This is a genomic window from Streptomyces yamdrokensis (assembly GCF_053890455.1).
Window position 1 is genome coordinate 6,468,113 of sequence record NZ_CM132679.1, and the last position, 24,062, is coordinate 6,492,174.

Genomic DNA, 24,062 nt, shown 5'->3' on the forward strand with positions numbered 1-24,062 from the left:
ATCCGGCTGTTGGCCGTTGACCGTGGAGCAGGTGAGGGTGGCTCGTGGGGCGATGCTACGGCAGACAGCCCCGCAGGGGGGTGAGGACCCGGCAAATCCGCAGAACAAGCGGCCCGGCGCACGGTGATGTGCTGTGCCGGACCGTGCTGTGCCGGACCGTCAGGGCCCGGACCTTCCGGGCCGAGGGCTCGGCCGGCTCTCCGGGCCGCGGTCCCGGCGTCCGCTCGTCGGCGGGTGCTCGCGACCGCCGCCCAGTGCCGGGGCCGTCGAGTGCGGCAGCAGGTCACGCGGGTCGTCCGGGAGCAGGACGTCGATGTCGGCGCCCTCCGCGAACCGGTACGGCCGGTGCTCCAGCAAGCCGCCCAGATAGCGCCGCACCCTGGACATCTCGGCGCGCACCGTCACCGTACGGGCCGGATCCCCGAACACGTCCTCGGCCAGGCCCGCGGCGCTGCGGCCGGCCCGCTGCACGGCCAGCAGATACAGCAGTTCGGCATGGCGGGGGCTCAGCTTCCGCGACCAGGAGCCCGCGCCGCCGGACACCTCCACCGACGCGCCGCGCGGCTCCCGCAGATCCAGCACGACGCGGCTCGCCGCGCGGGACACCGGCTCGTCCGCCGTCCGCACCAGCCAGCCCCCGGCCAGCGGCTCCAGGGAGCACCGGCCCAGCGTCGGCAGCCACCGCGTCCCGGCGGACACCGCATCCGGCAGCGCCAGCCGTCTCGTGTACGGCATTCCGGTCACCGCGGCCGTCCACCCGTGCCGGTCCACGACCAGGGCCCGCCCGCCGGCCCGGGCCAGCACCGGCGCCGCCACCGACCGCAGCCGCTCCAGCGACTCCAGATGACGCTCCCGCAGCCGGGCCTCGGCGAGCTTGGCCACCGAATCGACCCAGGCCAGCGTGGACGGATGCATCGTCTCCAGCGGCCCGCTCACGTCCACCACGCCGATCAGCCGCCCGTCCCGCGGATCGGTCAGGGGCGCCCCCGCACACGTCCAGGCGGCGTGCGACCGTACGAAGTGCTCGGCGGCGAACACCTGCACCGGCCGCCGGGTCACCGCCGGGGTGCCCACACCGTTGGTGCCGACGACGTCCTCGCGCCAGTCCGCGCCCACCGCGAAACCGATGCCGTCCGCCTTGCGCAGGACCGCCGCGCTGCCCTCCCGCCACAGCACCCTGCCGTCCGCGTCGGCCACCACCATGATGTGACGGGTGGCGTCCGCGAACGGCAGCAGCCCCTCCCGCAGCACCGGCAGCACATGCCGCAGCGCCGAGCTCTCCCGCCGCCGCTGCACCTCCGCGCGGGACAGCAGCCCGGCCCGGGCGTCGCGGTCCGGGTCGACGCCGCTGCGCAGCACCCGCTCCCAGGACTCCTCGATCACCGGCCGTGGTGCCACGGGCGCGCGCCGCCCGGAGAGCGTCGCGGAGCGGACCTCACTCAGCATCCTGGCCGCGCGCGTCGTGTCCACGCCGGCCAGATGCCTCACGTCCATCGGCGAGAGTGGCACTGGTCCTCCCGGGGGAAAGACTCGGAGGACAGCACACGGCCCACCGGCCGCGCCCCCCGAGATCCGTTCTGGCTGTCGTCGCTCCCATAGTGCCGTGTGTCCCCGACGGGGTCGTTCGCCGCGGACACAGACAGCAGCAAGTTGCAACCCCCTGCAACCCTGGTGGTCCGTCCCGCACTGTCTGAAACTTGAGCGACGCCGTCCCGAGCGGCGTCCACGGCTCCAAGGGGCCTGTGCGGCGGGGGTGGTGCCGTGTCGGCGCAGCACCACCCCCGCGTCACCACCGGGTCGTCGTGCCGGGGATGTCGAAACCGGCCCTTCCCGGCCGGGACGCCCCGCCCGGTCCGCCGCCGGACGACCCCTGCCGTCGCACCCCCGGGGCAGCTCACATCCGGAGCGGCCCTCCGCCGTCTCACACCTGCGGCCGGGCCCGTTCCACCACCGTCGCGAGGTCGAGGGTGTGCGGCAGCGTCCCGAAGGCCGCGCCCCCGTCACCGCCCAGCCGTGCCGCGCAGAACGCGTCGGCGACCTGCGGCGGCGCGTACCGCACCAGCAGCGAGCCCTGGAGCACCAGCGCGAGCCGCTCCACGAGCCGCCGGGCGCGCCCCTCGGCACCCTCCAGGTCGGCCAGTTCGGTCAGCAGGTCCTTGATCGCGCCGTCCAGCCGGTGATCGGCCCCGCGTGCCCGCCCGACCTCGCCGAGGTACGCGTCCAGCACCCGCGGGTCCCGGCCCAGCGCGCGCAGCACGTCCAGCGCCTGGACGTTGCCCGCGCCCTCCCACACCGAGTTCAGCGGGGACTCGCGCACCAGCCGGGGCATCCCCGACTCCTCCACGTACCCGTTGCCGCCCAGGCACTCCGCCGCCTCCACCGCGAGGGGCGCACACCGCTTGGTCACCCAGTACTTGGCGGCCGGCACCGCGATCCGCAGCAGCGCCCGCTCCCGCTCGCTCCCGTCGTCACAGGCGGCGGCGAGCCGCAGCGCCAGCGTGGTGGCGGCCTCCGACTCCAGGGCGAGATCGGCCAGGACGTTGCGCATCAGCGGCTTGTCGACCAGCTTGCCGCCGAACGCCTCCCGGTACGTGCAGTGGTGCACCGCCTGCGCCACGGCCTGCCGCATCAGCCCCGCCGAGCCCAGCACGCAGTCCAGCCGGGTCGCCGCCACCATCCCGATGATGGTGCGCACCCCGCGCCCCTCGTCCCCGACCCGCCGCGCCCACGTCCCCGCGAACTCGACCTCCGAGGACGCGTTGGACCGGTTGCCCAGCTTGTCCTTGAGCCGCTGGATCAGGAACACGTTGCGCGAGCCGTCCTCGAGCACGCGCGGCACCAGGAAACAGGTGAGCCCGCCGGGCGCCTGCGCCAGCACCAGGAACGCGTCCGACATCGGAGCGGAGCAGAACCACTTGTGCCCGGTCAGCTCGTACGTCCCGTCCTCGGCCAGCGGCCGCGCGGACGTCGTGTTGGCCCGTACGTCGCTGCCGCCCTGCTTCTCCGTCATGCCCATCCCGAAGAGCACACCGGACTTCTCGTGGGCGGGCCGCAGCGCCCGGTCGTACACCGCCGACGTCAGCCGCGGCTCCCACTCGGCGGCGAGCGCCGGGTCCGCGCGCAGGGCGGGCACGGCCGCGTGCGTCATCGACAGCGGGCAGCCGTTCCCGGCCTCGACCTGCGACCACACCACGAACCCCGCCGCCCGCCGCACATGCCCGCCCGGTCGCGCCCACGCGCCCGTCAGACCCGCCGAGACGCCCTTGCCGAGCAACCGGTGCCAGGCGGGATGGAAGTCGACCTCGTCGATCCGGTGCCCGTACCGGTCGTGGGTGCGCAGCCGGGGCGGGTTCTCATTGGCCTGCACCCCCCATTCCTGCACCTGGGCGGAGCCGGAGCTGCGTCCGAGCGCCGACAGTTCGGACAGACCCTCCTCCAGCACCGACGGATCCAGATGCCGTTCGACGGCCTCCGTCAGCGCCCGGTCGGCGGTGAACACGTCGTACTGCGCCAGCGGCGGCGCCTGGTTGGTCACGGTGTGCGTGGTACCTGCCATGAACACGAACCTACCCGGCACCGCCCTTCGCATCACCCCTTCGCATCACCCCTCCGTGTCACCCCACGACCACCCCGAGACCCTTCGGGTGAGGCCGACCAGGCACGACGGATACCTTTGGTCCGTGCAGCCAGCAAGCGATTCCCCCGACGCGCCCTCCGGCCGACTTCACCGGGCCCGAGCCCTGTACCGCAATGTCTCCAAACGCAGGACCGCCTGGCTGCTGCTCAAGGACACCGTCAACTCCGGCATGGAGTACCGGATCCTGGGCCTCGCCGCGGAGGCGGCCTTCTTCACCCTGCTGTCGGTGCCCCCGCTGCTGCTCAGTCTGATCGGCCTGCTCGGCTACGTCGACACCTGGACCGGCGCCGAGACCACCCAGAGCGTGCGGATCAACATCATCGAGGCCTCCCGCGCGGTGCTGTCCGACCAGGGTGTGAGCCAGATCGCCGAGCCGATCCTGGACGACGTGATGGAGGGCGGCCGGCCCGACGTCATCTCCCTCGGCTTCCTCTTCGCCGTCTGGTCGGGCTCCCGCGCGGTGAACGTCTTCATCGACACCATCACCGTCATGTACGGCCTCGACGGTGTGCGCGGCATCGTCAAGACCCGGCTGCTGGCCTTCCTGCTGTTCATCGTGGCCCTGCTGATCGGCTCGGTCGCGCTGCCCCTCATGGTGGCCGGCCCCGACGCCGTGGTCAGCGTCGTCCCCTGGTCGACGACGCTCGTGCAGATCCTCTACTGGCCCGTGGTGATCCTGCTGTCCGTGGCCTTCCTGACCACGCTCTACCACGTCTCCGTGCCCGTGCGGTCCCCGTGGATCGAGGACGTGCCCGGCGCGCTGGTCGCCCTCGCCATGTGGGTGTTCGGCAGCTTCCTGCTGCGGATCTACCTGACCAGCACCATCGAGGGCCCCACCATCTACGGCTCCCTCGCCGCCCCCGTCGCCGTACTTCTGTGGATCGGCGTGGCCGCCTTCGCCGTGCTCGTCGGGGCCGCGGTCAACGCCGCGATCGACCGGGTCTGGCCGGCCGCCGCGACGGCAGCCGCCCGCGAGGCGAACGAGCGGCTGCGGCAGGAGCAGGTCGCCGAGTACGTCGCCCGCACCTCCGCGGCGGCCGGTGAGGAGGCCGACCCCGACATGCCCTCCGAGTTCCCCGAACGCTGGTCCCGCTTCCTGCCCCCGGAGGAGGTCACGGCCCGCCTGCGCACCCACGCGAAGAGCGGCCACCACCCCCACCCGAGGAACGGGGAGGGGACGGGGGACCAGGAGGCACCGCCCGACGAGGGCAAGTAGAGCGGGACGGGCCGGGGGGCGGACCGACGGTCCGGGAGTCCGGGGCCGGACTCACACCGCCCGCCAGGTCCCCGCGGCCGCCTCCTCCCGTACGAAGTCCGAGAAGTCCCGCGGCTCCCGGCCGCCCAGCACCTGCCGCACCACCTCGTCCTCCACCTGCGCGTTGCGGCCGTCGAGGAGGGTGCCGAACACCTCGGTGAGGAACCCGGCCTCCTCGGGCGGCACCCCGAACCCGGTGAGCGCCTCGCCGTAGTCCCGGGCGGACACCGCGCGGTACGTCAGTTCACGTCCCGTCGCCCGCGCGATCTCCGCGACCGCCTCCCCGAACGTCAGCAGCCGTGGCCCCGTCACGGTGAGGTTCCGCCCGGCGTACCGCTCCCCGCCGGTCAGCGCGGCGACCACGACCTCCGCGATGTCCCGCGCGTCCACGAACGGCTCCGGCACCCCACCGGCCGGGAACACCAGCTCCCCGGTCCGGCGCAGCTCCTCCACCAGCGGTCCCTCGCTGAAGTTCTGCGCGAACCACGCCGCCCGTACGACGGTCCAGTCCGCGCCCGACGCCCGCAGTGCCTCCTCCGTGGGCAGCGCCTGGTCCTCGCCCCGCGCGGACAGCAGCACCAGCCGCCGCACGCCCAGCCCGAGCGCCTGCCCGGCGAGCGCGCCGACCGCCTCGGCGGTCCCCGGTGCGCCCACGTCCGAGGGGTGCACGAGGTAGGCCGCGTCGGCGCCCCGCAGGGTGTCCGCCCAGGTCGTACGGTCCTCCCAGTCGAACCCGGTGGCCCGGGACGCCGCCCGCACCACGAGCCCCGCCGCCTCGGCCGCCCGCGCCACCCGGCTCCCGGTACGCCCCGAGGCGCCCGTGACGACCACCGTCATGTCTGCTGTGCTCTTGGCCTGTGTCATGCCTACGAGTCAACTGCCGTGGGCCGCACCGGACCATCGCCGAACGGCTCGTTCCCATAAGCCCGCGTCTACGCTGAAGCCCATGGACGCTCTCACCGGCCTGCTGGAAGGCCCCCGCGCTCGTGGCGCGTTCATGATCCGAGCCTGTTTCGACCCGCCCTGGTCGGTCCGGATCGAGGACCGCGCCCCGCTGACCGTGATGCTCCTCGTCCGGGGCGAGGCCTGGCTGGTGCCGGACAGCGGCGACCGGCGGCTGCTGCGCCCCGGCGACCTCGCCATCGCGCGCGGCCCCGACCCGTACACCTGCGCCGACGACCCCGGCACCCCACCGCAGGCGCTGATCCTGCCGGGCGGGGAGTGCCACTACCCCGACGGACGCCCCCTGAACGGTGTCATGGACCTCGACGTCCGCACCTGGGGCGACCGGACCGACGGCGCCGCGGTCATGCTCATCGGCACCTACCGGGTGCAGGGCGAGATCGGCGGCCGTCTGCTCGACGCGCTCCCGCCCCTGGTCTTCCTCACGGCCGACGACTGGGACTGCCCGCTCACCCCGGTCCTCGCGGCGGAGATCGTGCGGGACGAACCCGGCCAGGAGGTCGTCCTCGACCGGCTGCTCGACCTGCTGGTCATCGCCGCGCTGCGGACCTGGTTCGCCCGCCCCGAGGCGGCACCGCCCGCCTGGTACGGGGCGCTGGGCGATCCCGTCGTCGGCCCGGTGCTGCGCCTCCTCCAGGACGACCCCGCCCACCCCTGGACGGTCGCCGGGCTCGCCGCGAAGGCCGGCGTCTCGCGCGCGGCGCTTGCCCGACGCTTCACGGAACTGGTCGGCGAGCCCCCGATGACGTATCTCACCGGCTGGCGCCTCGCCCTCGCCGCGGACCGCCTCCGCGACACCGACGACACCCTCGGCGCGATCGCCCGCCACGTCGGCTACGGCAGTGCCTTCGCCCTGTCGACGGCCTTCAAACGGGCGTACGGCGTCAGCCCGCAGGAGTGGCGGACGCGGGCCGCGTAGCCTGGGCGACGTGTACAGCGAACGGGCGTCACGGCTGCCGGACGCGGTCGTGTGGACCAACACCCCGGCCGGCGCGGGAGCGGGCCGGGTTCTCCCCGACGGCTGCATGGACCTGCTCTGGCACGACGGACGCCTGCTGGTCGCGGGCCCCGACACCCACGCCCACCTCATCGAGGCCGGCACGTCGGGCCCCTGGGCGGGCATCCGCTTCCACCCCGGCGCCCTCCCCGCCCTGTTGGGAGTGCCCGCGCACGAGTTGCGGGATCAGCGACCCGACCTGGCGGACCTGTGGCCGACAGCGGAGGTACGCCGAGCGACCACTCTGGTGAACGCGGCGGCCGACCCCGCTCGCGGCCTGGAGGACCTGGCCCTGAGGCGGGCCGCCGAGGTCGCCACCCTGCCCGACCCGGTGCTTCGACAGGTCGTGGCCGCCCTGGACGCGGGCCGCCCGGTCGCCGAAACCGCCGACGAACTCGGCCTGAGCGCACGCCAGTTGCACCGCCGCTCTCTGACTGCCTTCGGCTACGGCCCCAAAACGCTGGCCCGCATCCTCCGCCTGGGCCGAGCCCTCGCCCTGGCCCGCAGGGGCACCCCGTACGCGGAGACGGCCACCCGTACCGGCTACGCCGACCAGGCCCACCTCTCCCGCGACGTACGGGACTTGACGGGCCTGCCGCTGGGCGGACTCCTGGCGGCTCACGGCTGGGGACTGTCGTGAAAGTGGATCCCGGTCAAAGGCTCTGATGCGCCACGTACGAGGACGGGTCCCGGGCGCTCGCGCGCGGTACGCGGGAGCGCCCGGGACCTGTCATACGCCCATGCCGTTCATACGCCCATGCCGTGGACGGCTGGGTCCGGCGGCCCTCCGGGGCCGGGGGACGGGGTCAGCCGCGCCGCCAGGTCTGGTTGGCAGTGCCGGTGCAGGGCCACAGCTTGACCGGCGTGCCGTTGGCCTCCTTGCCCCACCACACGTCGACGCACTTGTTGCCGGCCTTGAGCGACACCAGGTCCTCGGTACTGTTGATCTTGAACTTCTGCCCGTCCGACCCGTCGCACCGCTGCAACAGTATCGCCGTGCCCTCCTTCACCGACCCGCCGTCCAGCCCCATGCACAGGTCCTCACCGATGCGCAGGGTGCGGTCGTCGTCGTGGAAGGACCAGGTCTGGGTGCCTTGCGAGGCTCCGCAGGGCTGGATGGCCAGTTCCGCCCCGGCTCCCCGGGAACTCGCGGTGAGGCACTTGCCGGTGTCGGCGTTGACGATCCGGGCGGTGGCGACGGAGACCGTCTGGTCCGCCTTGCTCTCGGCCCGCTGGGCCGGCTCCTTCGCCGCGTCCTCCTCCCTCTCCTTCGGCGAGGCGACCTGCGGGCTCGCGCCGTCGGCGGGGTCGGAGTCGTCCGGGGGCGCCGTGCCGTCGTCCTTCCCCTGCTTCCCGTCCTTCGCCTCCTTCCCGTCCTCCGCCGCCTTCCCCTGTTTCCCCTCGTCGCCGTCGCGCTCGTCGTCCTTCGACGAGCCGGACGGAGCATCGTCCTTCGGGGTCCTGGCGGCGTAAACGTGCGGCGGCTGTGCCTCCTCCCCGTCGTGCAGCGCCTGGGGGTCGGCAGCCACGGCGGCGCGGCCCTCGGGCTCTTCGTCCCAGTCGTTGCCGGCCATGACCAGCAGCGGTACGGCCATCAGAATCACCCCGGCGATTCCGGCGGCGGCCAGCATGGGGGCCTTCGGCCTGCCCAGCGCACCGTCGCCGTCACCGTCGCCGCTTCCCCGCCCGGCTCCGCCGGACCGGCGGGCGCCGCCGAGTACGGCAGCCAGCCCGGACCGGATGCCTCCGGCGGCATCCGGCGACGCGGTGGGGGCCGGCGTGGCGATGTCCGCCCCTGTCCCCGGCCGCTCCCGGCGGTCCTCTCCCGGTTCCGCGGCCGCCTTCCGCTCCTCCGGCTCGTCCGCGGCCGCCTTCCGCTCCTCCGGCTCGTCCGCGGCCGTGGCCGTCCCGGACTCGGCCGTGGCCGTGTCGGTGGAGGGTGTCTCCGCCTTGCCCCGGCCGGCCCCGTCGGCCCTTCCCGTGCCTTCGGCCATGACGGCGGCGACGCCGGTGGTGGCCGTGCCGCAGCGCGGGGCGGGCAGCGGGGCCTGCTCCGCGTCGGCGCCCACCAAGGGCAGCACCACCGCACGGCGGACCGATGGTCCGCCGTCGGTGCCGGCCGGGTGGGCGGGCGTGCCGCCACCTGGCCTGTTCTGGCGTGACATCGTTCGTTCTCCTTCGGTCTCACGGTTGTCTGCCGGGTAACGGCCGCACGCTCGTGGTGCCCCGCAACCGGTAGGGCGGTGCGCCGCAGCCATATTGCCCGACCGGTATGAACGGAGGGCCGGAGCACGGACCTTGACCTGCCCGAGCACGAACAGCCGACCATGCGCTGAGAGTCAGGGGTGAGTTCACCGGTGAGCATCCCGATGCGCCGACCGGGGCAGACTGGGCCACGACGCGGCTGCGCTCACCTCGTTCGGTACGGTCGCGGGACCGTTTTCACTGCTGGGATCCCATGAGCTTCGCGTGTGGCCTTCCCGGCGCTTGCCAGGGTGAGAGCAGGTTTCGTCATGGGTTCGGTGGTCCGCAGTCGACGATCGTCCTCAGTCACAGGGACGAGCCGGAGAAGGGGGAATCCCGGCTGCCCATCGACGTCGACGCCACCGACCGCGATCAGGACGCCGAGCTCGAACGCCTTCTGAAGCCCGGTACGCGCCCGGCCGGCACCGGCCAGACGGGGGAGGAGCAGCGGCATGTCCTGGCCGACCCCGAAGGCAATGAGTTCTGCCTGCTCAAGGCCCGCCTCGCCCCACTCCGATGCTCATCGGTCACGCCTCGGAACCAGGTGTCCGGTACCCGGTCCTCCGACTCGGGAATTCCGTTCGGACGGCCGGCGAGGGGTTCGAGGATCTCGTCCCCGGCCCTGGTCCGGGCGTGGGGTCTGGGATCGGTGTTCCATGCGGCGATCCGGGCCCGGGTGTCCTTCTCCAGGACGTGGACGGTTTTGTGGACGCCCCGCCGTGTCCGCTCGCCGGCCGGCCTAGCGAACCGCCGCTCCACCGCACGCGGTGTCGAATCCGGCCGAGCGGCAACGTCTTTGCTCGACGCGCCGGTGGCGCAGACCGGGACGATATCCGGCACCGCGAGGCCCACACCTGTGGCGTCGCACGGCGTCGCACGGCGCCGCATCCGCCCCTCCGGCGCAGCCCGCTCCTCATCCGGCAGCGTCGACCCGGCCTTCGGCCGCCCGGCCGGTGCCATCCGGCAAGCCCGCACGTCCGAACGGAATTCCCGACTCAGAGGACCAGCGGTGCGAACAGATCCACCCCGTTCCCGTCGGGGTCCAGGACGGTGGCGTAGCGCTGTCCCCACACCGCGTCCCAGGGCTTGAGTTCGCTCCGACAACCGCTCGCCACCAACTCCTGATACAGGGAGTCCACTTCGGCAGGACTGTCGCACCGCAGGGCGAGCGAGGCCCGCCCTGCGCCCGAAGGCGGCTCCCACCCGGCGTGGAACGACCGGACGACCTCCTCGGTGTCCAGCAACAACCGCAGCCCACCCGGCAGTTCCGCCTCGGCGTGCCCCTGCTCCTCGGCCTCCTCGGGAAACGCGAACCCGAGCCGCCGGTAGAAGGCGACGGAGGCGCCCATGTCGGAGACGACCAGCCCGATGGCATCAAATCGTGCACTCATGGGGTCACCGTAGGCGCGCTCCGGCTCCCCGGTCTTGAAGGAATCGGACACGGCCCGCGCGTGGGTCAGCCGCGCGGCGGTGCCGTGCTCGCGCGTTCCACCAGGCGGGTGGACAGCTCGGTGCGGGTGCTTTCCGGGTGGTGGCCGTCCATGATGCGGAGCAGGAGGTGCAGGGCCGTCGCCGCCATCTCGGACAGGGGCTGCCGGACGGTCGTCAGCGCGGGGGCGAGCCAGCGGGCCTCGGGGAGGTCGTCGAAGCCGATGACGCTCATGCCGTCCGGCACGCGCAGGCCCCGTTCGGCCAGGGCCTCGTACACGCCGAGCGCCATCCCGTCCGAGCAGACGAAGACGGCTGTCGGCGGCTCGGGCAGGTCGAGGAGTTCACGGGTACGGCGGCGGGCGGCGGCTTCGTCGAACCCGGCGTGGCACACGTACTCCGCGCGCTGCCGGACCCCCGCCGCGGCGAGGGCCGAGCGGTAGCCGGCGACGCGGGCGCCGCTGGACAGGGTGTGCCGGTGACCCGCGACGACGGCGATGCGCTCGTGCCCCAGCGACAGTAGGTGCTCGGTCGCCGTGACCCCGCCCTGCCAGTTCGCCGCGCCCACCGACACGACGCCGGGCGGGGGTTCGAGCACCGGGTCGATCATGACGAACGGGATGCGGTGCTGCTCCAGCCAGGCGTACTGGGACATGCCCAGCTCGGCCAGGTTGAACAGGACCCCCGACGATCCGCGGGCCACCAGCTTGTCCAGCCACCCGCGCTCCGGGCGGCCGGAGTGGCCGCGGGTCAGCGCGGCCGACACCACGATCTCCAGCCCCGCGTCGTGCGCCGCCTCCTCCGCACCGTGCAGGACCGCGCCGGACCCCGAACTCCCCAGCGAGTCCACCACGAGGTCCACCATGCGCGGTGCCCTCGCCCCGTCGAACCGGGGTCTGCGCACATAGCCGAGCCGGTCCAGCGCCTCCGTGACCCGGCGCCGGGTCTCCGGGGCCACGTCCTCACGCCCGTTGACGACCTTGGACGCGGTCGGCACGGACACCCCCGCCTCGCGGGCCACGACCGCCAGCGTCGGCCCGGCCGCCACGCCCACCCGCCCCGTACCTCCCGTACGGACCATCGGGACCCCACCTCTCCGGCCCAGCCGAGGGCCACCGTATAGAAAGCGCTTCCTACTGTAGGTCCGGTGCAACCCGGCGGGAAGAACCCGCACACGGCCGACGGGCGTGAGGCACCCTCGCACCTCTACTGGTTCGCCTACCCTCCGACCACCGCGTCGACATGGAGAGGCAGGAGCCCAACTGTCGCCCCGCGGCCGCAGAGGAGTGTCAGTGGTGCCGTCCAGGGTCGCGGCATGACGGACACAGAGCTTGCCGCGTTCGATGCGGCGTGGGAGCGCTTCGAGCACTGGTTATCGGTGCGCGCTCCCATCGATCAGGCCGCCCTGCTGCAGCCTGCCACCGCCGAGGAGATCGCGGCCCTCGAAGCGCGACTCGGTTTCCCGCTCCACCCGCATTTGAGAGCACTTCTGCAGCGGCACGACGGCGTCATGCCGGATCCGGAGCCGGCCAACCACCACGCCGGCGCGTTCCTGCCGCTGGGACACCGGCTCATCGGAACCGACCGCATCGCGCGGGGGCACGAGTTCCTGGCGGACGAGTTGGCGGAGCTCATCGCCAACGGGTACTGGGAGGGGGACACGCTCTACGGCCACGCCCACCAGTGGGTGCCCTTCGCGCATCCCATCGACGGAGGGATCGCCTTCGTCGACCATCGTCCCGGCCCGGCCTACGGCCACGTCTACGAGATGGGTCTCGGATCGGGAGCCGTCGAGGCCACCAAGTGGGCGTCCAGCCCGGCCGAACTCTTCGACGGCCTGGCCACGAGCCTGGTCACCGGCGAACGCTACTTGAGGGACTGGCCCACACCTTACGAACTTCCCTCAGGGCATTTCTGCCTGGTCTGGGACAGCCGCACCACCCGCCCGGGAAACAGCGGCATCCGGGACTGGCCTTCGCCCCGCCCTCTCGACTCGCCACTGCGGTCGGCTTCGGCCCTCCCCCCGCCTCGTTTGGGCCGTGCGCTGGGCGCACTCCTTGAACGAAGCCGAACACCGCGGGTTCCCACGAGGGAATGCGAAGCTTGGTCTCCCGTACGGGGACGTCGAAGAGGAGCGGAGAACCATGCGTGAGGTGAGCCAGGCCGATGTGGTGCTCTCCGGATACGGTCCGGTCGGCCAGGCCTTCGTCGAGCACCTGGCGCGGCAGGGGGACGGGCTGGCCCGCCGGCACGGCGTACGGGTGAACGTGGCTGTCGTCCGGGCGAGTTCCGCGCAGTGCCGGCTCCGCGAGGGGGAGCCCGTGCCGCCCCGCTCGGAGTGGAGTCCGCTGGCCCCGCTGGAGGACACGCTCGACCGGACAGCTGCCCGCGTGTTCGTCCAGGCGATCCCGTCCTCACCCCGACTCCGGCGGCACGCCGCGGAGGAGGCCCTCGTCGCCCTGCGCAGAGGGGTTCATGTGGTCACGGCCACCAAGAGCCACCTGCTCAGCCACTGGCGGGACCTCGACGAAGCGGCCCGTGCGGCCGGCAGCATGATCAGGATCTCCGGGGCCACGGGAGCCGCTCTGCCGGCGGGGGACCTGGCCAGGACCTCGTTGCGCGGTCTGGGCTGCACGACGATTCGGGCCTGCCCGAACGGCACCGCCACGTTCGTCCTCGACCGCCTCGCCGAGGGCGACTCGCTGGGTGAGGCGGTCCGGGAGGCCCAGCGCCGGGGGACCGCGGAGGCGGACCCGTCGTCCGACCTGTCCGGTGAGGATGCCGCCACCAAGGTGCGGCTGCTGTCAGCGCTGGCCTGGGGATGGGACCCGGCGTCCGTACAGGTGCGGGCGGAGCCGGTGGGCGAGGGAACTTCCCGGGCGGCGCTGGACGCGGTCTCCCGGGCGCGCCGCCTGCGAGCCGTGGCGAGCGCCTCCCTGGACGAGCCCCACCTCGTCCGCGTCCGACTGGAGGAGACGGAGCCCGGCGACCCCTTGTACGCGCTGGTCGGGCCGGAGAAGGCCGTGGTGTTCGGCTGTCCCGATGCCGGCGACGTCATCGTGAGCGGGGGACGCTCGAGCCCTCTGGGCGCCGCGCTGGCCCTGGTGAAGGACACCATCGCGGTCACGGCTCCCCGCACAGGGTTCCTCTGACATGTGGCACGCGGGGACCTGGCCTCCGGGACGGCGGGAACGGGGAAGGGGGCACGGGGGTCGGGGCAGTCAGCCCTTGACGGTCCTGGTCCCGACCCCGGGAATCCCCTGGCCCCCCAGTGTCCGTAGCGCCGGCAGAGGGCGCGATCACGGTCGGTGAGCAGCACGGACGACTTCTCCGCATCCTCGGTCGGACCGTGCCGCGCGGCCTTGGTGAGTGGCCGGAAGGCGGTCGGTGCCGGCCCGCCGTCGGCTGCGCACGACACCCCGGCGACCCGGCTCTGTCCGCCGGGGCTTCGCGTGCGCGGTCGGCCCGGTTCGGTCGCCTCAGTAGACGCTCAGGCCGTACGCCGACAGCCATTCGGTCACCGGCTGGTAGTAGGTGGAGCCTCCCGAGCTGCAGTTACCGCTGCCGGCGACGATGATGCCGACAGCCGTGCTGCCCGAGAAAGCCGGACCGCCGGTGTCGCCGGGCTCGGAGCAGATGCTGGACCGGAACAGTCCGTACACGGTTCCCCCGCCGTAGTTGATGGTGACGTTCACGGCCTGGACGGTCCCGCAGCGGTATCCGGTGGTCCGCCCGACGTGGCAGATCGACTGCCCGACGACGGGATGCGCCGCGTTGGTGATGTCGCGGGTACCGGCGCCCAGCGAGACCTCGCCGGGGTAGGCGACCGCCGTATTGGTGTACCGGATGCTCGCGTAGTCGTTGCCCGGGAAACTCACTCCCGCGGTGACGCCGACGGCGACGGTCAGGGCGGCGTCGGCGTACCAGGTGCGGGCGCCCTGGGCGCACCGGCCCGAAACGAGCGCGTACAGCGTGGAGCCGGAGCGGGCGTTGAAGCCCACGGTGCAGCGGGCGCCGGTGCTGTAGAGGGTGTCGCCCCCGCGCACCGAGACGGCCGCCTGTCGCCCCGCCCGCTCCCCGGCATGGGCGGCCGATCCGACGGCGGGGGACCAGACGAGGAGCAGTGCCAGTACGACGACGGCCCGGACGACGGTTCGCAGGGGTCTTTCGGAACGCGTGGGACTCACGGCGGCCTCCTATGGCATGTGCCTGCCATTGTGTGCCTCCCGGACCCGGACGGTCAGGCCGAAAGCCGCCAACCCCAGGGCGCTCGAGGCGGAAGCGGGACGTCTGCGCAGGCGAGGTCGGGGTATCGCTGTGGCGTGGTACGCCAGGGCCCTGGCCACGGCGGCGGCCTGCGTCCACGGGCGCGGAGTGCAGGTGCCGGCCGAGCTGGAATCGCTCATAGCAGAGTTGAGCGGGATGGCTGGGCCCGAGCGGACGCTGCTGCTGGAGATCCGGCACAACCGCATGATGGTCCTCAACGGTGCGGAGCGCTACGCGGAAGCGGAGGCTGAAGGACTGGAGGTACTGCGTAGCCTGACCCGCCTGAAACATCTGGTACCGGTATGGGACATCGAGCTGAGCGTGCTGAGCAACTCGGTCCGCGCCCTGTGCGGACAAGCCCGCTACGAGGAGGCCGAGGCCATCGCCCGGGGCGATCTGCCCCGAGCCGAAGGAAGCACGCTCGCTGCCTTGCACTACGGTCTCGTGCGCGGTCTGAACGGGCAGGGGCGGCACCACGAAGCGCTCACCGAGGCGCGCCGGCTCACTCCACTCCGGACTCGGGGCCACAGCGGGGCCCTGGCTGTGAACACGGCCGCTGCCCTGCATGGTCTGGGGCGTCGGAGCGAAGCGGAAGCAGCGGTCCGTGAGGCGCTGACCGACTGCGAGCGGTTCTTGCATCCGGACCACCCCCAAGTCCGGGAAGCCCGCACGCTGCTGGCTCGCATCACAGCCGACGACCCACCGGTGCCGACAACCGAAGGGGCTACGCCCAGTGATCACTGATCCATCCGGTGGGGCGTGGACGGCCACCCGGCTTCGACGAAGAGCGGTACAAGAAGCGCAACCGTCGAACGAGCGATCAACGGGCTGAAGCAGTCCCGGGCCGTGGCCACTCGCTATGACAAGCGCGGCTACGTCTTCCTCGGCACCGCAACCACCGCAGCCCTGCTCATCCGGCTTCGGAGTTGGGTCCCGACTTCACAAAGCGACTGGCCGATACGCCAGGGCCTGATCGACCACCTCATTAGCCGAAAGCTCCCGCTCCGGCGGCCAGAAGATCAAGTCCCTGACATGTCCGGACGGGCATGCCAGGGCTCTGTCCAGCCTGTCCAGCCAGCCGTCCACCTCGTCGCCCGAGGCGTAGTCCGCGTCCATGGTCTGCTGCACGAGCGCGACCGCCTCCGCACGGCTCATCTCCCCAGCACTCATCAGGTCCCTCCGCCGAGTCACCCCAACGAGATCCTTGATCGCCCGGACAACTCCTAGGTCAGCCATGGGCGAGCCTTGCCGACGCCGCTCCGGCGGAGGGCTTCATGGCACGCGCGTTCGGGGTCTCGCTCGTGCCGGCGAGACCTGGTGTCGGCAGGTGGGAGCGCCCGTATGCTGGCCGTGTACCGCCTGTCGGAGTCACACCGCGGCTGCCGGGCGGACGAGGAGGTGAAAGGGAATGAGCGTTGCCATCGACCACACAGGGCCCTGGACCGTCGCCGACGTCCTCGCCCTGCCCGAAGACCGCACCACCCGCTACGAGCTGCTGGGGGAGTCCCTCGTAATGTCCCCCGCTCCCGGAGTTCGCCATCAGCGGGCCTCGTTCCGCCTCCACGTCGCCCTGGACGCGGCTGCCCGGGCCGTCGGCGCACCGGTGGAGATCCTGGAGGGCGTCAATGTCGCCCTGCCGTCGGGTCTGGTCGTTCCTGACTTGGTCGTGGCCGACGCCGGCGCGACCGCCGAGGACCCCGTCACCGTCGACATCGAAGCGGTTCAGCTTGTCGTCGAACTCGTCTCCCCGGGCAACAGCACCATGGACCGCAAGGTCAAGCCCATGCTGTACGCCGAGGCAGCCATCCCGCACTTCTGGCGACTCGAGTTCGACCCGGCCCCCATGCTCGCCATCTACGAGCTGCGGGGCGGCCGGTACGTGGAGCAGACGACTGCACTCTCCGGCGCGACCACGCACCTGGACGCCCCGTTCCCCATCGCAATCGACCCCGCTGGACTCGCACGACAGTAGATGCCGTTTGACGGCAACGCTGACGGCAACCGGACCCGCCAACGGCGCACACCAGCGGACTTCCACGGACTCACCGAACGGAGCTGACCTGCGAAAACGCAGGTGAAAAGGGCCCGCCGCCCGACGAGCCCTCACCGCCGCCGTCCAGGCACCACGACTCGAGGGCCGTACCGTCACCCAGAAGTTCGCCGAACAGGCCGCCGACTACCCGGCCCGCGACGGCCTGGTCCTCTTCGACAACCCGGACGCTTCGCTGATCTGCGTCTTCAAGCGCGACAACGCGCTCTGCGAACCAGGCCCCGACGCAACCGCCCCGAACCAGTTCGACTGCCGCCCCGGCTGCGGGAACGCCGTCCGTCTCGACAGCCACGCAAACGAACTGCTGGAAGAGGCCGACCGCATCAACCAACTCGCGGCCCTCGCCCCTCAGCCGCTGGCCAGGCGACTTCTGGTCACTGCCGATCAGCGTCGCGTTACCGCCGACACTCACCACGCCACCGCCCGACCCGCAGAGGCCCTGTCATGACCGAGCAATCCACCGACGAGCGTTCGCCGCGCCGGCCGCTGTGGCGTCGCGGCGTCGTGGCGTCGCGGCGATCGCCGGGATCGTCCTCGGGCCCACCCGGCGGCATCCACCGATCGGCCGGGCCCCGGACTCCCGCCGCCCCGTGACGTGACCGGCGGTGGGCGCGAAGTGGCCCGTCCACGCGGGTGTCCGCTTCCACAGGGGCTGTCGCGGCGGGCCCGTGCCGTGACGGACGATGACGGTCACGGGAGGACGCCCAGGCTCCCGTCCTTGTCCACGTCCACGCCCCCGCCCCCGCCCGGCACCGGGCGGGTGAGGTCGGGGTCGCCGAACTCGGCGCGCAGGGCCTGGAAGGCGGTCACCTTCTCCTCGCCGAAGCGGCGGACGTGGGCAGCGTACGCGTCGGGGGAGAGGAACGCCGACGGTCTGGACTTGCTGTGGAACTTGTCCGCGTACATCACCAGCCGCTCCTCCCGCGTCACCGCCGTGTAGTCGGCGGGAGGCAGGGGGAGGCCCTGGCGCACGATGTCGTGCCGGGTGATCCCGACTCCGGTGTGGTGGGAGCAGAACCGGCACAGGGCCTCGGGGAAGCCCTCCTCTTCGAGGATCTGCTGACCGAGCAGTCCGTGCCGGACGTAGCTCTTGTGGTCCAGCCGGCCGTCGTCCCCGTAGAGGCGGTAGACGCCGATGTCGTGGAGGAGACAGCCGGCGCGGACCAGGTCGGCGTCGAGGTGGGCGAGGTGCGGCGCGGAAAGGAGCTGCCCGGCGATGCTCCAGACGATCTCGCAGTGGGTGTGGACGAGCGCGAACGCCTCGGCGGTGGGCGCGTGCTTCTCGTGCAGCGCGCGGATCTCCTCGGGGCCTGGAATCCTCATCCCGGAATCCTGGGCGATTACCGTTTCGTTCACTTGATCGAGCACTCCTTCACGTCGAGCGGCTTGACGTCGCCGGCCGTTCTGCTGCACAGGACCTCCGCCTCCGAGACACCGGCCGGGGTTCTGCGGACCCGCTTGACGAGGATGCTGTGGCCGTGCCGTTCGCCGTACAGGGGCGCGTTGGTGAAGTCGATCGTCCCGGTGGCCATCCTGTCGAGCTTGACGCTCCTGAGGTTGACCCAGGTCGCCGCGAGGCTCTGGGGCACGTCCTCGCGGCTGGCCGCCCAGTACAGCGCACGCGCGGCGTCGTGGGAGAGGGCCGTCTGGCCGCTGGCGAAGTCGGGGGTGGCGTACGGGAGCCGGTCCTGTTCGATCCAGGAGAGGTGGCGGGCGGCGTCCTCGTAGAAGGCGGTGGCGGGCGCGGCGTCCTCCAGTTCGGCCAGGGCCGCGTGGTACAGCGTGATCTGCGGGGCCACGCCGTCGCTGCCGCCCGTGCCGGAGAACCTGGCCTTGCTCAGGTCGTCGCCCGTGAGGATCGAGATCTCCTTGTTCGCGCAGCCCGGCTGGGTGCTCAGCTGGGTCATCAGCGGTCCGACGTCCTCGACCCGTCCGGCGAAGTAGATCACCGAGGGGACGTTCTCTCCCTGGCATATGCGCTCCGCGTGCAACCGCAGTTCGGGGTCGCCGTTCACCACCCGGTACTCCCGTGTGGGCAGCGTCCGGAAGCGTTCCCGCTTCAGCATCTCCTCGCCGTAGGCGGCCTGCTCGCTGGTGTAACGGTCCTGCGAGCCCTTGAGGTCGCGGGCCAGCACCAGGGCGTGCGTGGCCCCGCCGGGGGTGCGCAGCTGCCGGGCGACGTGACCGAGCGCCTCTGCCTGGTGCTCGTCGGGAGCCGCGAGACTGAACCAGTTGGAGAACTCCTCCGGCAGGTAGCTCGCCGAGTTGGTGCCGGAGACGACGGGCACTTCCGCCTTGTGGAGCCGGTCCGTGACACCGGGGCTGCTCTGCAGGTCACGGCCGAAGCCGACGACGCCGACGAAGGTCGGGTCGCGTTCGGCGTACTCGGCGATCGCCTCGGCCGTCTCGCTCTGGTGTCCCATGTCCGCGCCGCCGTTGGCGAGCAGCACCCGCATCTTCACCGTGTGGTTCTCGTTGACGACACGCTGGGCGAGGTACACGCCGGTCAGCTCCTCGACGCCCTTGACCGGCGAGGGGTTCAGCTTGGAGGAGCTCAGCGGTCCCGCGTACACCACCGTGACGTAGGCGCCGGAGTGGTTGCGCAGCACCCTGGCGTTCTCGTCATGGATCCGGTTCTCCAGTTCGCGCAGTCTTCCGCCCTGCTCGTCGGCCTCTTCGTCGTCCGCGTCCCGGAGGTACGCGCCGAACCGCACGTCCCCGGTGGCTATCCCGACGCACTCCGTGCCGTCGCCGGGCGCGGAATGCCGTTCGGTGTCGCGGTTGGCGGTCAGCAGGCCCGCCGAGCAGTACGTCCGGTGCAGTTCGTAGGAGTGGACACCGCCCGCGGTGCAGGCGAGGACGACGGCGAGGGCGAGGCTGTACGCCGACCACACCACGCGGACCAGGGGCAGCCGGTGCCGGTCCCTGACACAGCGCCAGTCCGTCTCCCGCAGCTGCGCCAACTCCTCGCGGGGGAGCGGAATCCTGAGCACCCAGGGCAGGGCGTTCGTCCTGCTCGGCGACTGGTCGGCCCGGAGGTTGCCGGCCCATTCGTCGTACCAGTTCCGCAGCCGCTGCTGGAGCCGCGAGGGCTGGTACCGGGAGGGTGACGGTGACGGTGAGGCCTGCGGACTTCCGTCCTCGCCGCGGTCGAGCAGCGGCGCGTCGTCCGCCGCCACGCCCGCCACGATCAGCAGCGGGTCGAGTTCGCTGCGCCGGCTGCGGACGTCGCTGACCGCCCTGATCAGTTCGATGCCGCCGTTCTCCTGTCCTGCCCGGCGCAGGAACAGCACCGGTGGACGCGTCCGCTTGAACCCCCGCAGATCCCAGCTGCCGCGCCGGTGGTTGTTCCGCAGGTCCTCCAGGAGCGCCAGCACATACAGCTGGAGGGGGAACTGGCCGCCCTCCCGCAGGGCCTCGGCCACGTCGTAGGCGCGTGCCGCGATGGCCTTCCAGGAGCGGACGGGCCGCAGCAGCCGCACACTGGTCGACTGGTGGCGGGCGGCGGACTGGAGGAACGTCGTGGTCAGGAACCACCGGCTCTCCCTGCGTAACCACAGGAAGAGAGGGGCGCGGCCGGGGACGTGGTTCAGGACGGCGAGCAGGACCATCAGCCCTATGCCCGCCAGGAGGGCGATGTACCACTCGGGGCGGGTGAGCAGCGCGGTGAAGGCGCCCAGGACGCCCATGGGGAGGAACTGCTGCACGTCGGTGAGCAGTATCTGCCGGCGCGGGGGTCTGCGGGGGCGCCAGTGCTGCCGGGCCAGGAGGCGCAGCAGCTGGGTCCGGGCCTGCTCCCGCTGGGTGTTGCCCTCCGGAGTGCCGGCGGGGGCGGTCGGCCAGTGCTCGCGCATCTCCGGATCGTCGGTGGCCTCCTGGAGGGCACGGACGAGGCCGAGGCGGGGGAAGGAGTAGGGCCGGTAGGCGGCGGACCGGTCGCCCCACTTCCCGGAGTCGCCGAGATCGCGCAGGAGTCGTGTGGCCCGCGCCGTGGGACTGTCCTCCCCCGGTTGCGGCTCGGTCGAGGCGACGGCCAGGCGCGTGCCGTGCTGCTGCTGCCCTTCGCGCAGCTCGTCGACGAGCCCGGTGACCCGGTCGTCGTCGGCGGGATCCTCGGCGTGCAGCACGATCACCGGCATCGGAGGATCGCCCGCACGGAAGTCCTGGATCAGTGACTCCAGTTGGCGTTGGACGTCGATTCCCGCCTCGGTCGACATGCCCGGGTGGCCGCCCGGACAGTCCTGAGGGAAAAACTGATCACGGCCGTGCACGGACACCCCCCGGTGGTCGTAAGACACATGTGTCACACGCGTTCGGTGAGGATAACGCTTGCCCCTGACAACCGCTCCCGGGGGGACGACGAGCAGTCGGCGGCGGCGAGGCCCAGGGCGGGCGCGGGACAGCGGGCGGGAGACAGCGGTCGGGGTGGGGGAGCAGGGCCCGGGAAGGCCGTCCGGTGCGCGTTCGCTACGCCGGCCGCCGTAGCGTCGCGGCGATCGCCGAGATCGTCTTCGGGCCCACCCGGCAGCACCCTCCGATCAGCCGGGCTCCGGACTCCCGCCACCCCGTGACCTGCTCGGCGGTGAACGTGGCGCGACCCTTCCACGCGCGCGCTCCGGCGTCCCATGTCTCGCCGCTGTTGGGGTAGACCACGACGGGTTTGCCGGTGACGCGGGCCGCGAGGGCGACCGCGTGGTCGGCGTCCTTCGGGGTGCAGCAGTTCACGCCGACCGCGATGACCTCGTCCACGTCGGCGGCGAGCGCGAAAGCGTCCTCCAAGGGCTGACCCGCGCGGGTGCGGTCGCCCTTCGCCGAGTACGACAGCCAGGCCGGGATGCCGAGGGCGGGCAGGACGCGGAGGAGGGCCTCGGCCTCGTCGGTGTCCGGGATGGTCTCCAGAGCGAGGACGTCGGGCTCCGCGGCGGCCAGGGCCTCCATGCGGGGGCGGTGGAAGCGTTCCAGCTCGGCCACGCTCAGCCCGTACCGGCCCCGGTACTCGGAGCCGTCGGCGAGCATCGCGCCGTACGGGCCGACGGAGGCCGCCACCCGCAGGGGGCGGGACACCTGCGCCCGCCGGGCGGCCTCGCGGGCCGCCCCGACGCTCAGGGCGAGGAGGGCGGTGGCCCGGCCGTGGTCGATGCCGCGTCGCGCGAAGCCCTCGAACGTGGCCTGGTAGCTGGCGGTGATCGCCACGTCCGCGCCCGCCTCGAAGTAGGCGAGGTGCGCCTCGGTGATCGCCCCGGCGTCCTCGGCGAGCAGGCGCGCCGACCACAGCTCGTCGCTCAGGTCGTGGCCCGCTGCCGTCAGCTGGTTGGACATGCCGCCGTCGAGAACGGCTGTGCCGGCGGCGAGAAGGTCGGCCAGGGCGGGGGCGGTGTGCATACCGTCGACGGTAGTCGAGCCGTGAGCCGTGAGCCGTGGGCCGTGGGCCGTAGGCCGTGGGCAGGGCACGGGCGGGCGTCCTGCGCGGTTCCTCGGCACGGGGCCACGTCAGACACCGGGCGGGAACTCCGAGAAACCGAGCGCGACCCCTCAGTGCCCCCGGCGGGTGTTGAGCCGGGCGGCCTGGCGGGTCAGGTGGTCGCGTTCGGCGAGGTTGGACGCCTTCCGGGCCGCCTCGGCGTACAGGCGTGCCGCCGTCGCCAGGTCGCCGTCGTGCTCGTGGAGGTACGCCGCCACCGCGGCGTGGCGGGGCAGCGAGTCGTCCAGTGCGGTGAGCGCCGCCAGGCCGGCGCGCGGCCCGTCGGCCTCGCCGACGGCCACCGCGCGGTTGAGCCGGACGACCGGGCTGCCGGTCAGGCGCGTGAGCTCGTCGTACCACTCGACGATCTGCACCCAGTCGGTCTCTCCGGCGGTGGGGGCGTCGGCGTGGAGTGCCGCGATGGCGGCCTGGGCCTGGAACTCGCCCAGCCGGTCGCGGGCGAGGGCCGCCTGCAGGATCCCGACCCCCTCGGCGATCGTCGCGGTGTCCCACCGGCCGCGGTCCTGCTCGGCGAGCGGCACCAGGCTGCCGTCGGGCGCGGTCCGGGCGGCGCGCCGGGCGTGGTGGAGCAGCATGAGGGCGAGCAGCCCCGCCACCTCGGGGTGGTCGATCGCGGCCGCGAGCTGCCGGGTGAGCCGGATGGCCTCGGCGGCGAGGTCGACGTCGCCGGAGTAGCCCTCGTTGAAGACCAGGTAGAGGACGCGCAGCACGGTGGCGACGTCGCCGGGCCGCTCGAACCGCACGCCGGAGACGGTGCGCTTGGCCCGGCTGATCCGCTGCGCCATGGTCGCCTCGGGAACCAGGCAGGCCCGGGCGATCTGGCGGGTGGTGAGCCCGCCGACGGCGCGCAGCGTGAGCGCGACCGCGGACGACGGCGTCAGCGACGGGTGGGCGCACAGGAAGTAGAGCTGGAGCGTGTCGTCCACCGCGGGCGCGGGCCCGGGGGCCGGCTCCTCGTCGACCCGGTCCTCACGCCGGCGGCGGGCGGTGTCCGCCCGGGCCGCGTCGAGGAACCGGTGCCAGGCCACGGTGACCAGCCAGCCCTTGGCGTCCCGCGGAGGGCCGGCCGGCCAGACCCGGACCGCCTCGACCAGAGCGTCCTGGACGGCGTCCTCGGCCGCCGAGAAGTCGGCTCCGCGGCGGACGAGGATCGCGAGCACGCTCGGCGTGAGGCTCCGGAGGAGGAACTCGTTCACCTCGGAGGTCATGTACTCGTCGTTTCCGTGGCCGTTTCCGTCGTCATTCCGTGACGGTGGGCGGCGCGGCCAGGAACGGGCGCACCTCGAGCCACTCGTGGATCGGCTTCCCGCCCGCCCCGGGGGCGGCCGACAGTTCCCCGGCCAGCTCGAGGGCGCGCTCGTGACTGTCGACGTCGATCACCATCCAGCCGGCGATGAGGTCCTTGGTCTCGGCGAACGGGCCGTCGGTGACCGGCGGGCGGCCCTCGCCGTCGTACCGGACGAACGCCCCCTCGGGGGAGAGCGCCTGGGCGTCGACGAACTCGCCGGTTCCCTCGAGCCGGGCGGCGAAGTCGTTCATGTACTGGACGTGGGCCGAGATCTCCTGCGGCGTCCACTGGTCCATGGGCACGTCGTTGACCGCAGCCGGGGCGCCGCGGTAGTGCTTCAGCAGCAGGTACTTGGTCATCGTGTCTCTCCTCGGTGCTGTGTGACCCATTCTGGTCGCGTTCACTGCGGGGACGGAGCCGGCCACGGGTTCTCGACATCGGCACCCGAAAGT

21 protein-coding genes and 1 pseudogene are annotated in these 24,062 nt (G+C 72.7%); 8 read left to right on the forward strand and 14 right to left on the reverse strand.

From position 1 onward, the window contains the following. Positions 1 to 159: 159 nt before the first annotated feature. Together ACWZEH_RS28600 and ACWZEH_RS28605 are read right to left on the reverse strand one after the other, a co-directional pair. A complete protein-coding gene (locus ACWZEH_RS28600) occupies positions 160 to 1,494 on the reverse strand; it encodes a GAF domain-containing protein (RefSeq protein WP_456193953.1) in 1,335 nt (444 codons plus the stop codon). A 427-nt stretch (positions 1,495 to 1,921) separates the two neighbouring features. Further along, the gene (locus tag ACWZEH_RS28605; RefSeq protein WP_456193954.1) at positions 1,922 to 3,556 is read right to left on the reverse strand and encodes an acyl-CoA dehydrogenase family protein; all 1,635 of its coding nucleotides are present in this window, start codon (positions 3,554 to 3,556) and stop codon (positions 1,922 to 1,924) included. A 124-nt stretch (positions 3,557 to 3,680) separates the two neighbouring features. Between ACWZEH_RS28605 and ACWZEH_RS28610 the strand changes: the two genes are divergently transcribed. Continuing rightward, a complete protein-coding gene (locus ACWZEH_RS28610; protein WP_456193955.1) occupies positions 3,681 to 4,853 on the forward strand; it encodes a YihY/virulence factor BrkB family protein in 1,173 nt (390 codons plus the stop codon). Between the two features lie 51 nt (positions 4,854 to 4,904). On the opposite strand, the gene ACWZEH_RS28615 is transcribed toward ACWZEH_RS28610, so the two are convergent. Next, positions 4,905 to 5,756, reverse strand: coding sequence for an NmrA family NAD(P)-binding protein (locus tag ACWZEH_RS28615; protein ID WP_456193956.1), 852 nt, complete (start codon positions 5,754 to 5,756; stop codon positions 4,905 to 4,907). Between the two features lie 82 nt (positions 5,757 to 5,838). On the opposite strand from ACWZEH_RS28615, the gene ACWZEH_RS28620 reads away from it, so the two are divergent. Both ACWZEH_RS28620 and ACWZEH_RS28625 read left to right on the forward strand, forming a co-directional pair. Then, positions 5,839 to 6,774 carry an AraC family transcriptional regulator gene (locus ACWZEH_RS28620; protein WP_456193957.1) on the forward strand — a complete coding sequence of 312 codons (936 nt, stop codon included), beginning with the start codon at positions 5,839 to 5,841 and terminating at the stop codon, positions 6,772 to 6,774. A gap of 10 nt (positions 6,775 to 6,784) precedes the next feature. Beyond that, positions 6,785 to 7,492, forward strand: a complete 708-nt coding sequence (locus ACWZEH_RS28625; RefSeq protein WP_456193958.1) for a helix-turn-helix domain-containing protein — start codon at positions 6,785 to 6,787, stop codon at positions 7,490 to 7,492. 166 nt (positions 7,493 to 7,658) lie between these two features. Here ACWZEH_RS28625 and ACWZEH_RS28630 read toward each other — a convergent pair whose 3' ends face one another. Next, a complete protein-coding gene (locus tag ACWZEH_RS28630) occupies positions 7,659 to 9,017 on the reverse strand; it encodes an RICIN domain-containing protein (protein ID WP_456193959.1) in 1,359 nt (452 codons plus the stop codon). Between the two features lie 293 nt (positions 9,018 to 9,310). Between ACWZEH_RS28630 and ACWZEH_RS28635 the strand changes: the two are divergent. Continuing rightward, positions 9,311 to 9,610: pseudogene (locus tag ACWZEH_RS28635) on the forward strand (VOC family protein); the annotation flags it as partial. 481 nt (positions 9,611 to 10,091) lie between these two features. On the opposite strand, the gene ACWZEH_RS28640 reads toward ACWZEH_RS28635, so the two are convergent. Then, positions 10,092 to 10,487, reverse strand: a complete 396-nt coding sequence (locus ACWZEH_RS28640) for a VOC family protein (protein WP_456193960.1) — start codon at positions 10,485 to 10,487, stop codon at positions 10,092 to 10,094. Positions 10,488 to 10,552: 65 nt separating this feature from the next. After that, on the reverse strand, positions 10,553 to 11,605 hold the full coding sequence (locus ACWZEH_RS28645; RefSeq protein ID WP_456193961.1) for a LacI family DNA-binding transcriptional regulator: 1,053 nt from the start codon (positions 11,603 to 11,605) through the stop codon (positions 10,553 to 10,555). A gap of 234 nt (positions 11,606 to 11,839) precedes the next feature. On the opposite strand from ACWZEH_RS28645, the gene ACWZEH_RS28650 reads away from it, so the two are divergent. Together ACWZEH_RS28650 and ACWZEH_RS28655 are read left to right on the forward strand one after the other, a co-directional pair. After that, positions 11,840 to 12,676, forward strand: a complete 837-nt coding sequence (locus ACWZEH_RS28650) for an SMI1/KNR4 family protein (protein ID WP_456193962.1) — start codon at positions 11,840 to 11,842, stop codon at positions 12,674 to 12,676. Further along, a complete protein-coding gene (locus ACWZEH_RS28655; RefSeq protein WP_456193963.1) occupies positions 12,669 to 13,676 on the forward strand; it encodes a homoserine dehydrogenase in 1,008 nt (335 codons plus the stop codon). Before ACWZEH_RS28650 ends, ACWZEH_RS28655 begins: the two co-directional genes overlap by 8 nt. A gap of 327 nt (positions 13,677 to 14,003) precedes the next feature. Here ACWZEH_RS28655 and ACWZEH_RS28660 read toward each other — a convergent pair whose 3' ends face one another. Next, entirely contained in the window at positions 14,004 to 14,711 is a 708-nt protein-coding gene (locus ACWZEH_RS28660) for a S1 family peptidase (protein ID WP_456193964.1), read from the reverse strand. Between the two features lie 193 nt (positions 14,712 to 14,904). On the opposite strand from ACWZEH_RS28660, the gene ACWZEH_RS28665 reads away from it, so the two are divergent. Continuing rightward, entirely contained in the window at positions 14,905 to 15,534 is a 630-nt protein-coding gene (locus tag ACWZEH_RS28665; protein ID WP_456193965.1) for a tetratricopeptide repeat protein, read from the forward strand. Positions 15,535 to 15,729: 195 nt separating this feature from the next. On the opposite strand, the gene ACWZEH_RS28670 is transcribed toward ACWZEH_RS28665, so the two are convergent. Next, a complete protein-coding gene (locus tag ACWZEH_RS28670) occupies positions 15,730 to 15,960 on the reverse strand; it encodes an e9imm peptide (RefSeq protein ID WP_456199879.1) in 231 nt (76 codons plus the stop codon). A gap of 238 nt (positions 15,961 to 16,198) precedes the next feature. Here ACWZEH_RS28670 and ACWZEH_RS28675 point away from each other — a divergent pair, with 238 nt between their 5' ends. Then, the gene (locus tag ACWZEH_RS28675) at positions 16,199 to 16,762 is read left to right on the forward strand and encodes a Uma2 family endonuclease (RefSeq protein WP_456193966.1); all 564 of its coding nucleotides are present in this window, start codon (positions 16,199 to 16,201) and stop codon (positions 16,760 to 16,762) included. 70 nt (positions 16,763 to 16,832) lie between these two features. On the opposite strand, the gene ACWZEH_RS28680 is transcribed toward ACWZEH_RS28675, so the two are convergent. From ACWZEH_RS28680 to ACWZEH_RS28705, 6 genes are all read right to left on the reverse strand, one after another. After that, positions 16,833 to 17,252, reverse strand: a complete 420-nt coding sequence (locus tag ACWZEH_RS28680) for a hypothetical protein (protein ID WP_456193967.1) — start codon at positions 17,250 to 17,252, stop codon at positions 16,833 to 16,835. Positions 17,253 to 17,530: 278 nt separating this feature from the next. After that, positions 17,531 to 18,163 (reverse strand): HD domain-containing protein, encoded by a 633-nt coding sequence (locus tag ACWZEH_RS28685; RefSeq protein WP_456199881.1) that lies wholly within the window; start codon positions 18,161 to 18,163, stop codon positions 17,531 to 17,533. A 29-nt stretch (positions 18,164 to 18,192) separates the two neighbouring features. After that, positions 18,193 to 21,057: a type 1 periplasmic-binding domain-containing protein gene (locus ACWZEH_RS28690; protein ID WP_456193968.1), complete on the reverse strand. Its 2,865-nt coding sequence runs from the start codon at positions 21,055 to 21,057 to the stop codon at positions 18,193 to 18,195. 250 nt (positions 21,058 to 21,307) lie between these two features. Continuing rightward, complete coding sequence (mmuM, locus tag ACWZEH_RS28695; RefSeq protein ID WP_456193969.1) at positions 21,308 to 22,222, reverse strand: homocysteine S-methyltransferase; 915 nt, start codon at positions 22,220 to 22,222, stop codon at positions 21,308 to 21,310. Between the two features lie 150 nt (positions 22,223 to 22,372). Next, positions 22,373 to 23,518 carry an RNA polymerase sigma factor gene (locus ACWZEH_RS28700; RefSeq protein WP_456199882.1) on the reverse strand — a complete coding sequence of 382 codons (1,146 nt, stop codon included), beginning with the start codon at positions 23,516 to 23,518 and terminating at the stop codon, positions 22,373 to 22,375. Positions 23,519 to 23,561: 43 nt separating this feature from the next. After that, positions 23,562 to 23,969, reverse strand: a complete 408-nt coding sequence (locus tag ACWZEH_RS28705) for a YciI family protein (RefSeq protein ID WP_456193970.1) — start codon at positions 23,967 to 23,969, stop codon at positions 23,562 to 23,564. Positions 23,970 to 24,062 lie beyond the last annotated feature (93 nt).

Bases quoted from the DNA above. Each gene is read 5' to 3' on its own strand.
- ACWZEH_RS28675 (WP_456193966.1), top strand. From the start codon at position 16,199: ATGAGCGTTGCCATCGACCACACAGGGCCCTGGACCGTCGCCGACGTC.
- ACWZEH_RS28630 (WP_456193959.1), bottom strand. From the start codon at position 9,017: ATGTCACGCCAGAACAGGCCAGGTGGCGGCACGCCCGCCCACCCGGCC.
- ACWZEH_RS28650 (WP_456193962.1), top strand. From the start codon at position 11,840: ATGACGGACACAGAGCTTGCCGCGTTCGATGCGGCGTGGGAGCGCTTC.
- ACWZEH_RS28705 (WP_456193970.1), bottom strand. From the start codon at position 23,969: ATGACCAAGTACCTGCTGCTGAAGCACTACCGCGGCGCCCCGGCTGCG.
- ACWZEH_RS28640 (WP_456193960.1), bottom strand. From the start codon at position 10,487: ATGAGTGCACGATTTGATGCCATCGGGCTGGTCGTCTCCGACATGGGC.
- mmuM (WP_456193969.1), bottom strand. From the start codon at position 22,222: ATGCACACCGCCCCCGCCCTGGCCGACCTTCTCGCCGCCGGCACAGCC.
- ACWZEH_RS28685 (WP_456199881.1), bottom strand. From the start codon at position 18,163: ATGAGGATTCCAGGCCCCGAGGAGATCCGCGCGCTGCACGAGAAGCAC.
- ACWZEH_RS28670 (WP_456199879.1), bottom strand. From the start codon at position 15,960: ATGAGTGCTGGGGAGATGAGCCGTGCGGAGGCGGTCGCGCTCGTGCAG.
- ACWZEH_RS28605 (WP_456193954.1), bottom strand. From the start codon at position 3,556: ATGGCAGGTACCACGCACACCGTGACCAACCAGGCGCCGCCGCTGGCG.
- ACWZEH_RS28690 (WP_456193968.1), bottom strand. From the start codon at position 21,057: ATGTCGACCGAGGCGGGAATCGACGTCCAACGCCAACTGGAGTCACTG.
- ACWZEH_RS28615 (WP_456193956.1), bottom strand. From the start codon at position 5,756: ATGACACAGGCCAAGAGCACAGCAGACATGACGGTGGTCGTCACGGGC.
- ACWZEH_RS28600 (WP_456193953.1), bottom strand. From the start codon at position 1,494: ATGGACGTGAGGCATCTGGCCGGCGTGGACACGACGCGCGCGGCCAGG.
- ACWZEH_RS28620 (WP_456193957.1), top strand. From the start codon at position 5,839: ATGGACGCTCTCACCGGCCTGCTGGAAGGCCCCCGCGCTCGTGGCGCG.
- ACWZEH_RS28655 (WP_456193963.1), top strand. From the start codon at position 12,669: ATGCGTGAGGTGAGCCAGGCCGATGTGGTGCTCTCCGGATACGGTCCG.
- ACWZEH_RS28645 (WP_456193961.1), bottom strand. From the start codon at position 11,605: ATGGTCCGTACGGGAGGTACGGGGCGGGTGGGCGTGGCGGCCGGGCCG.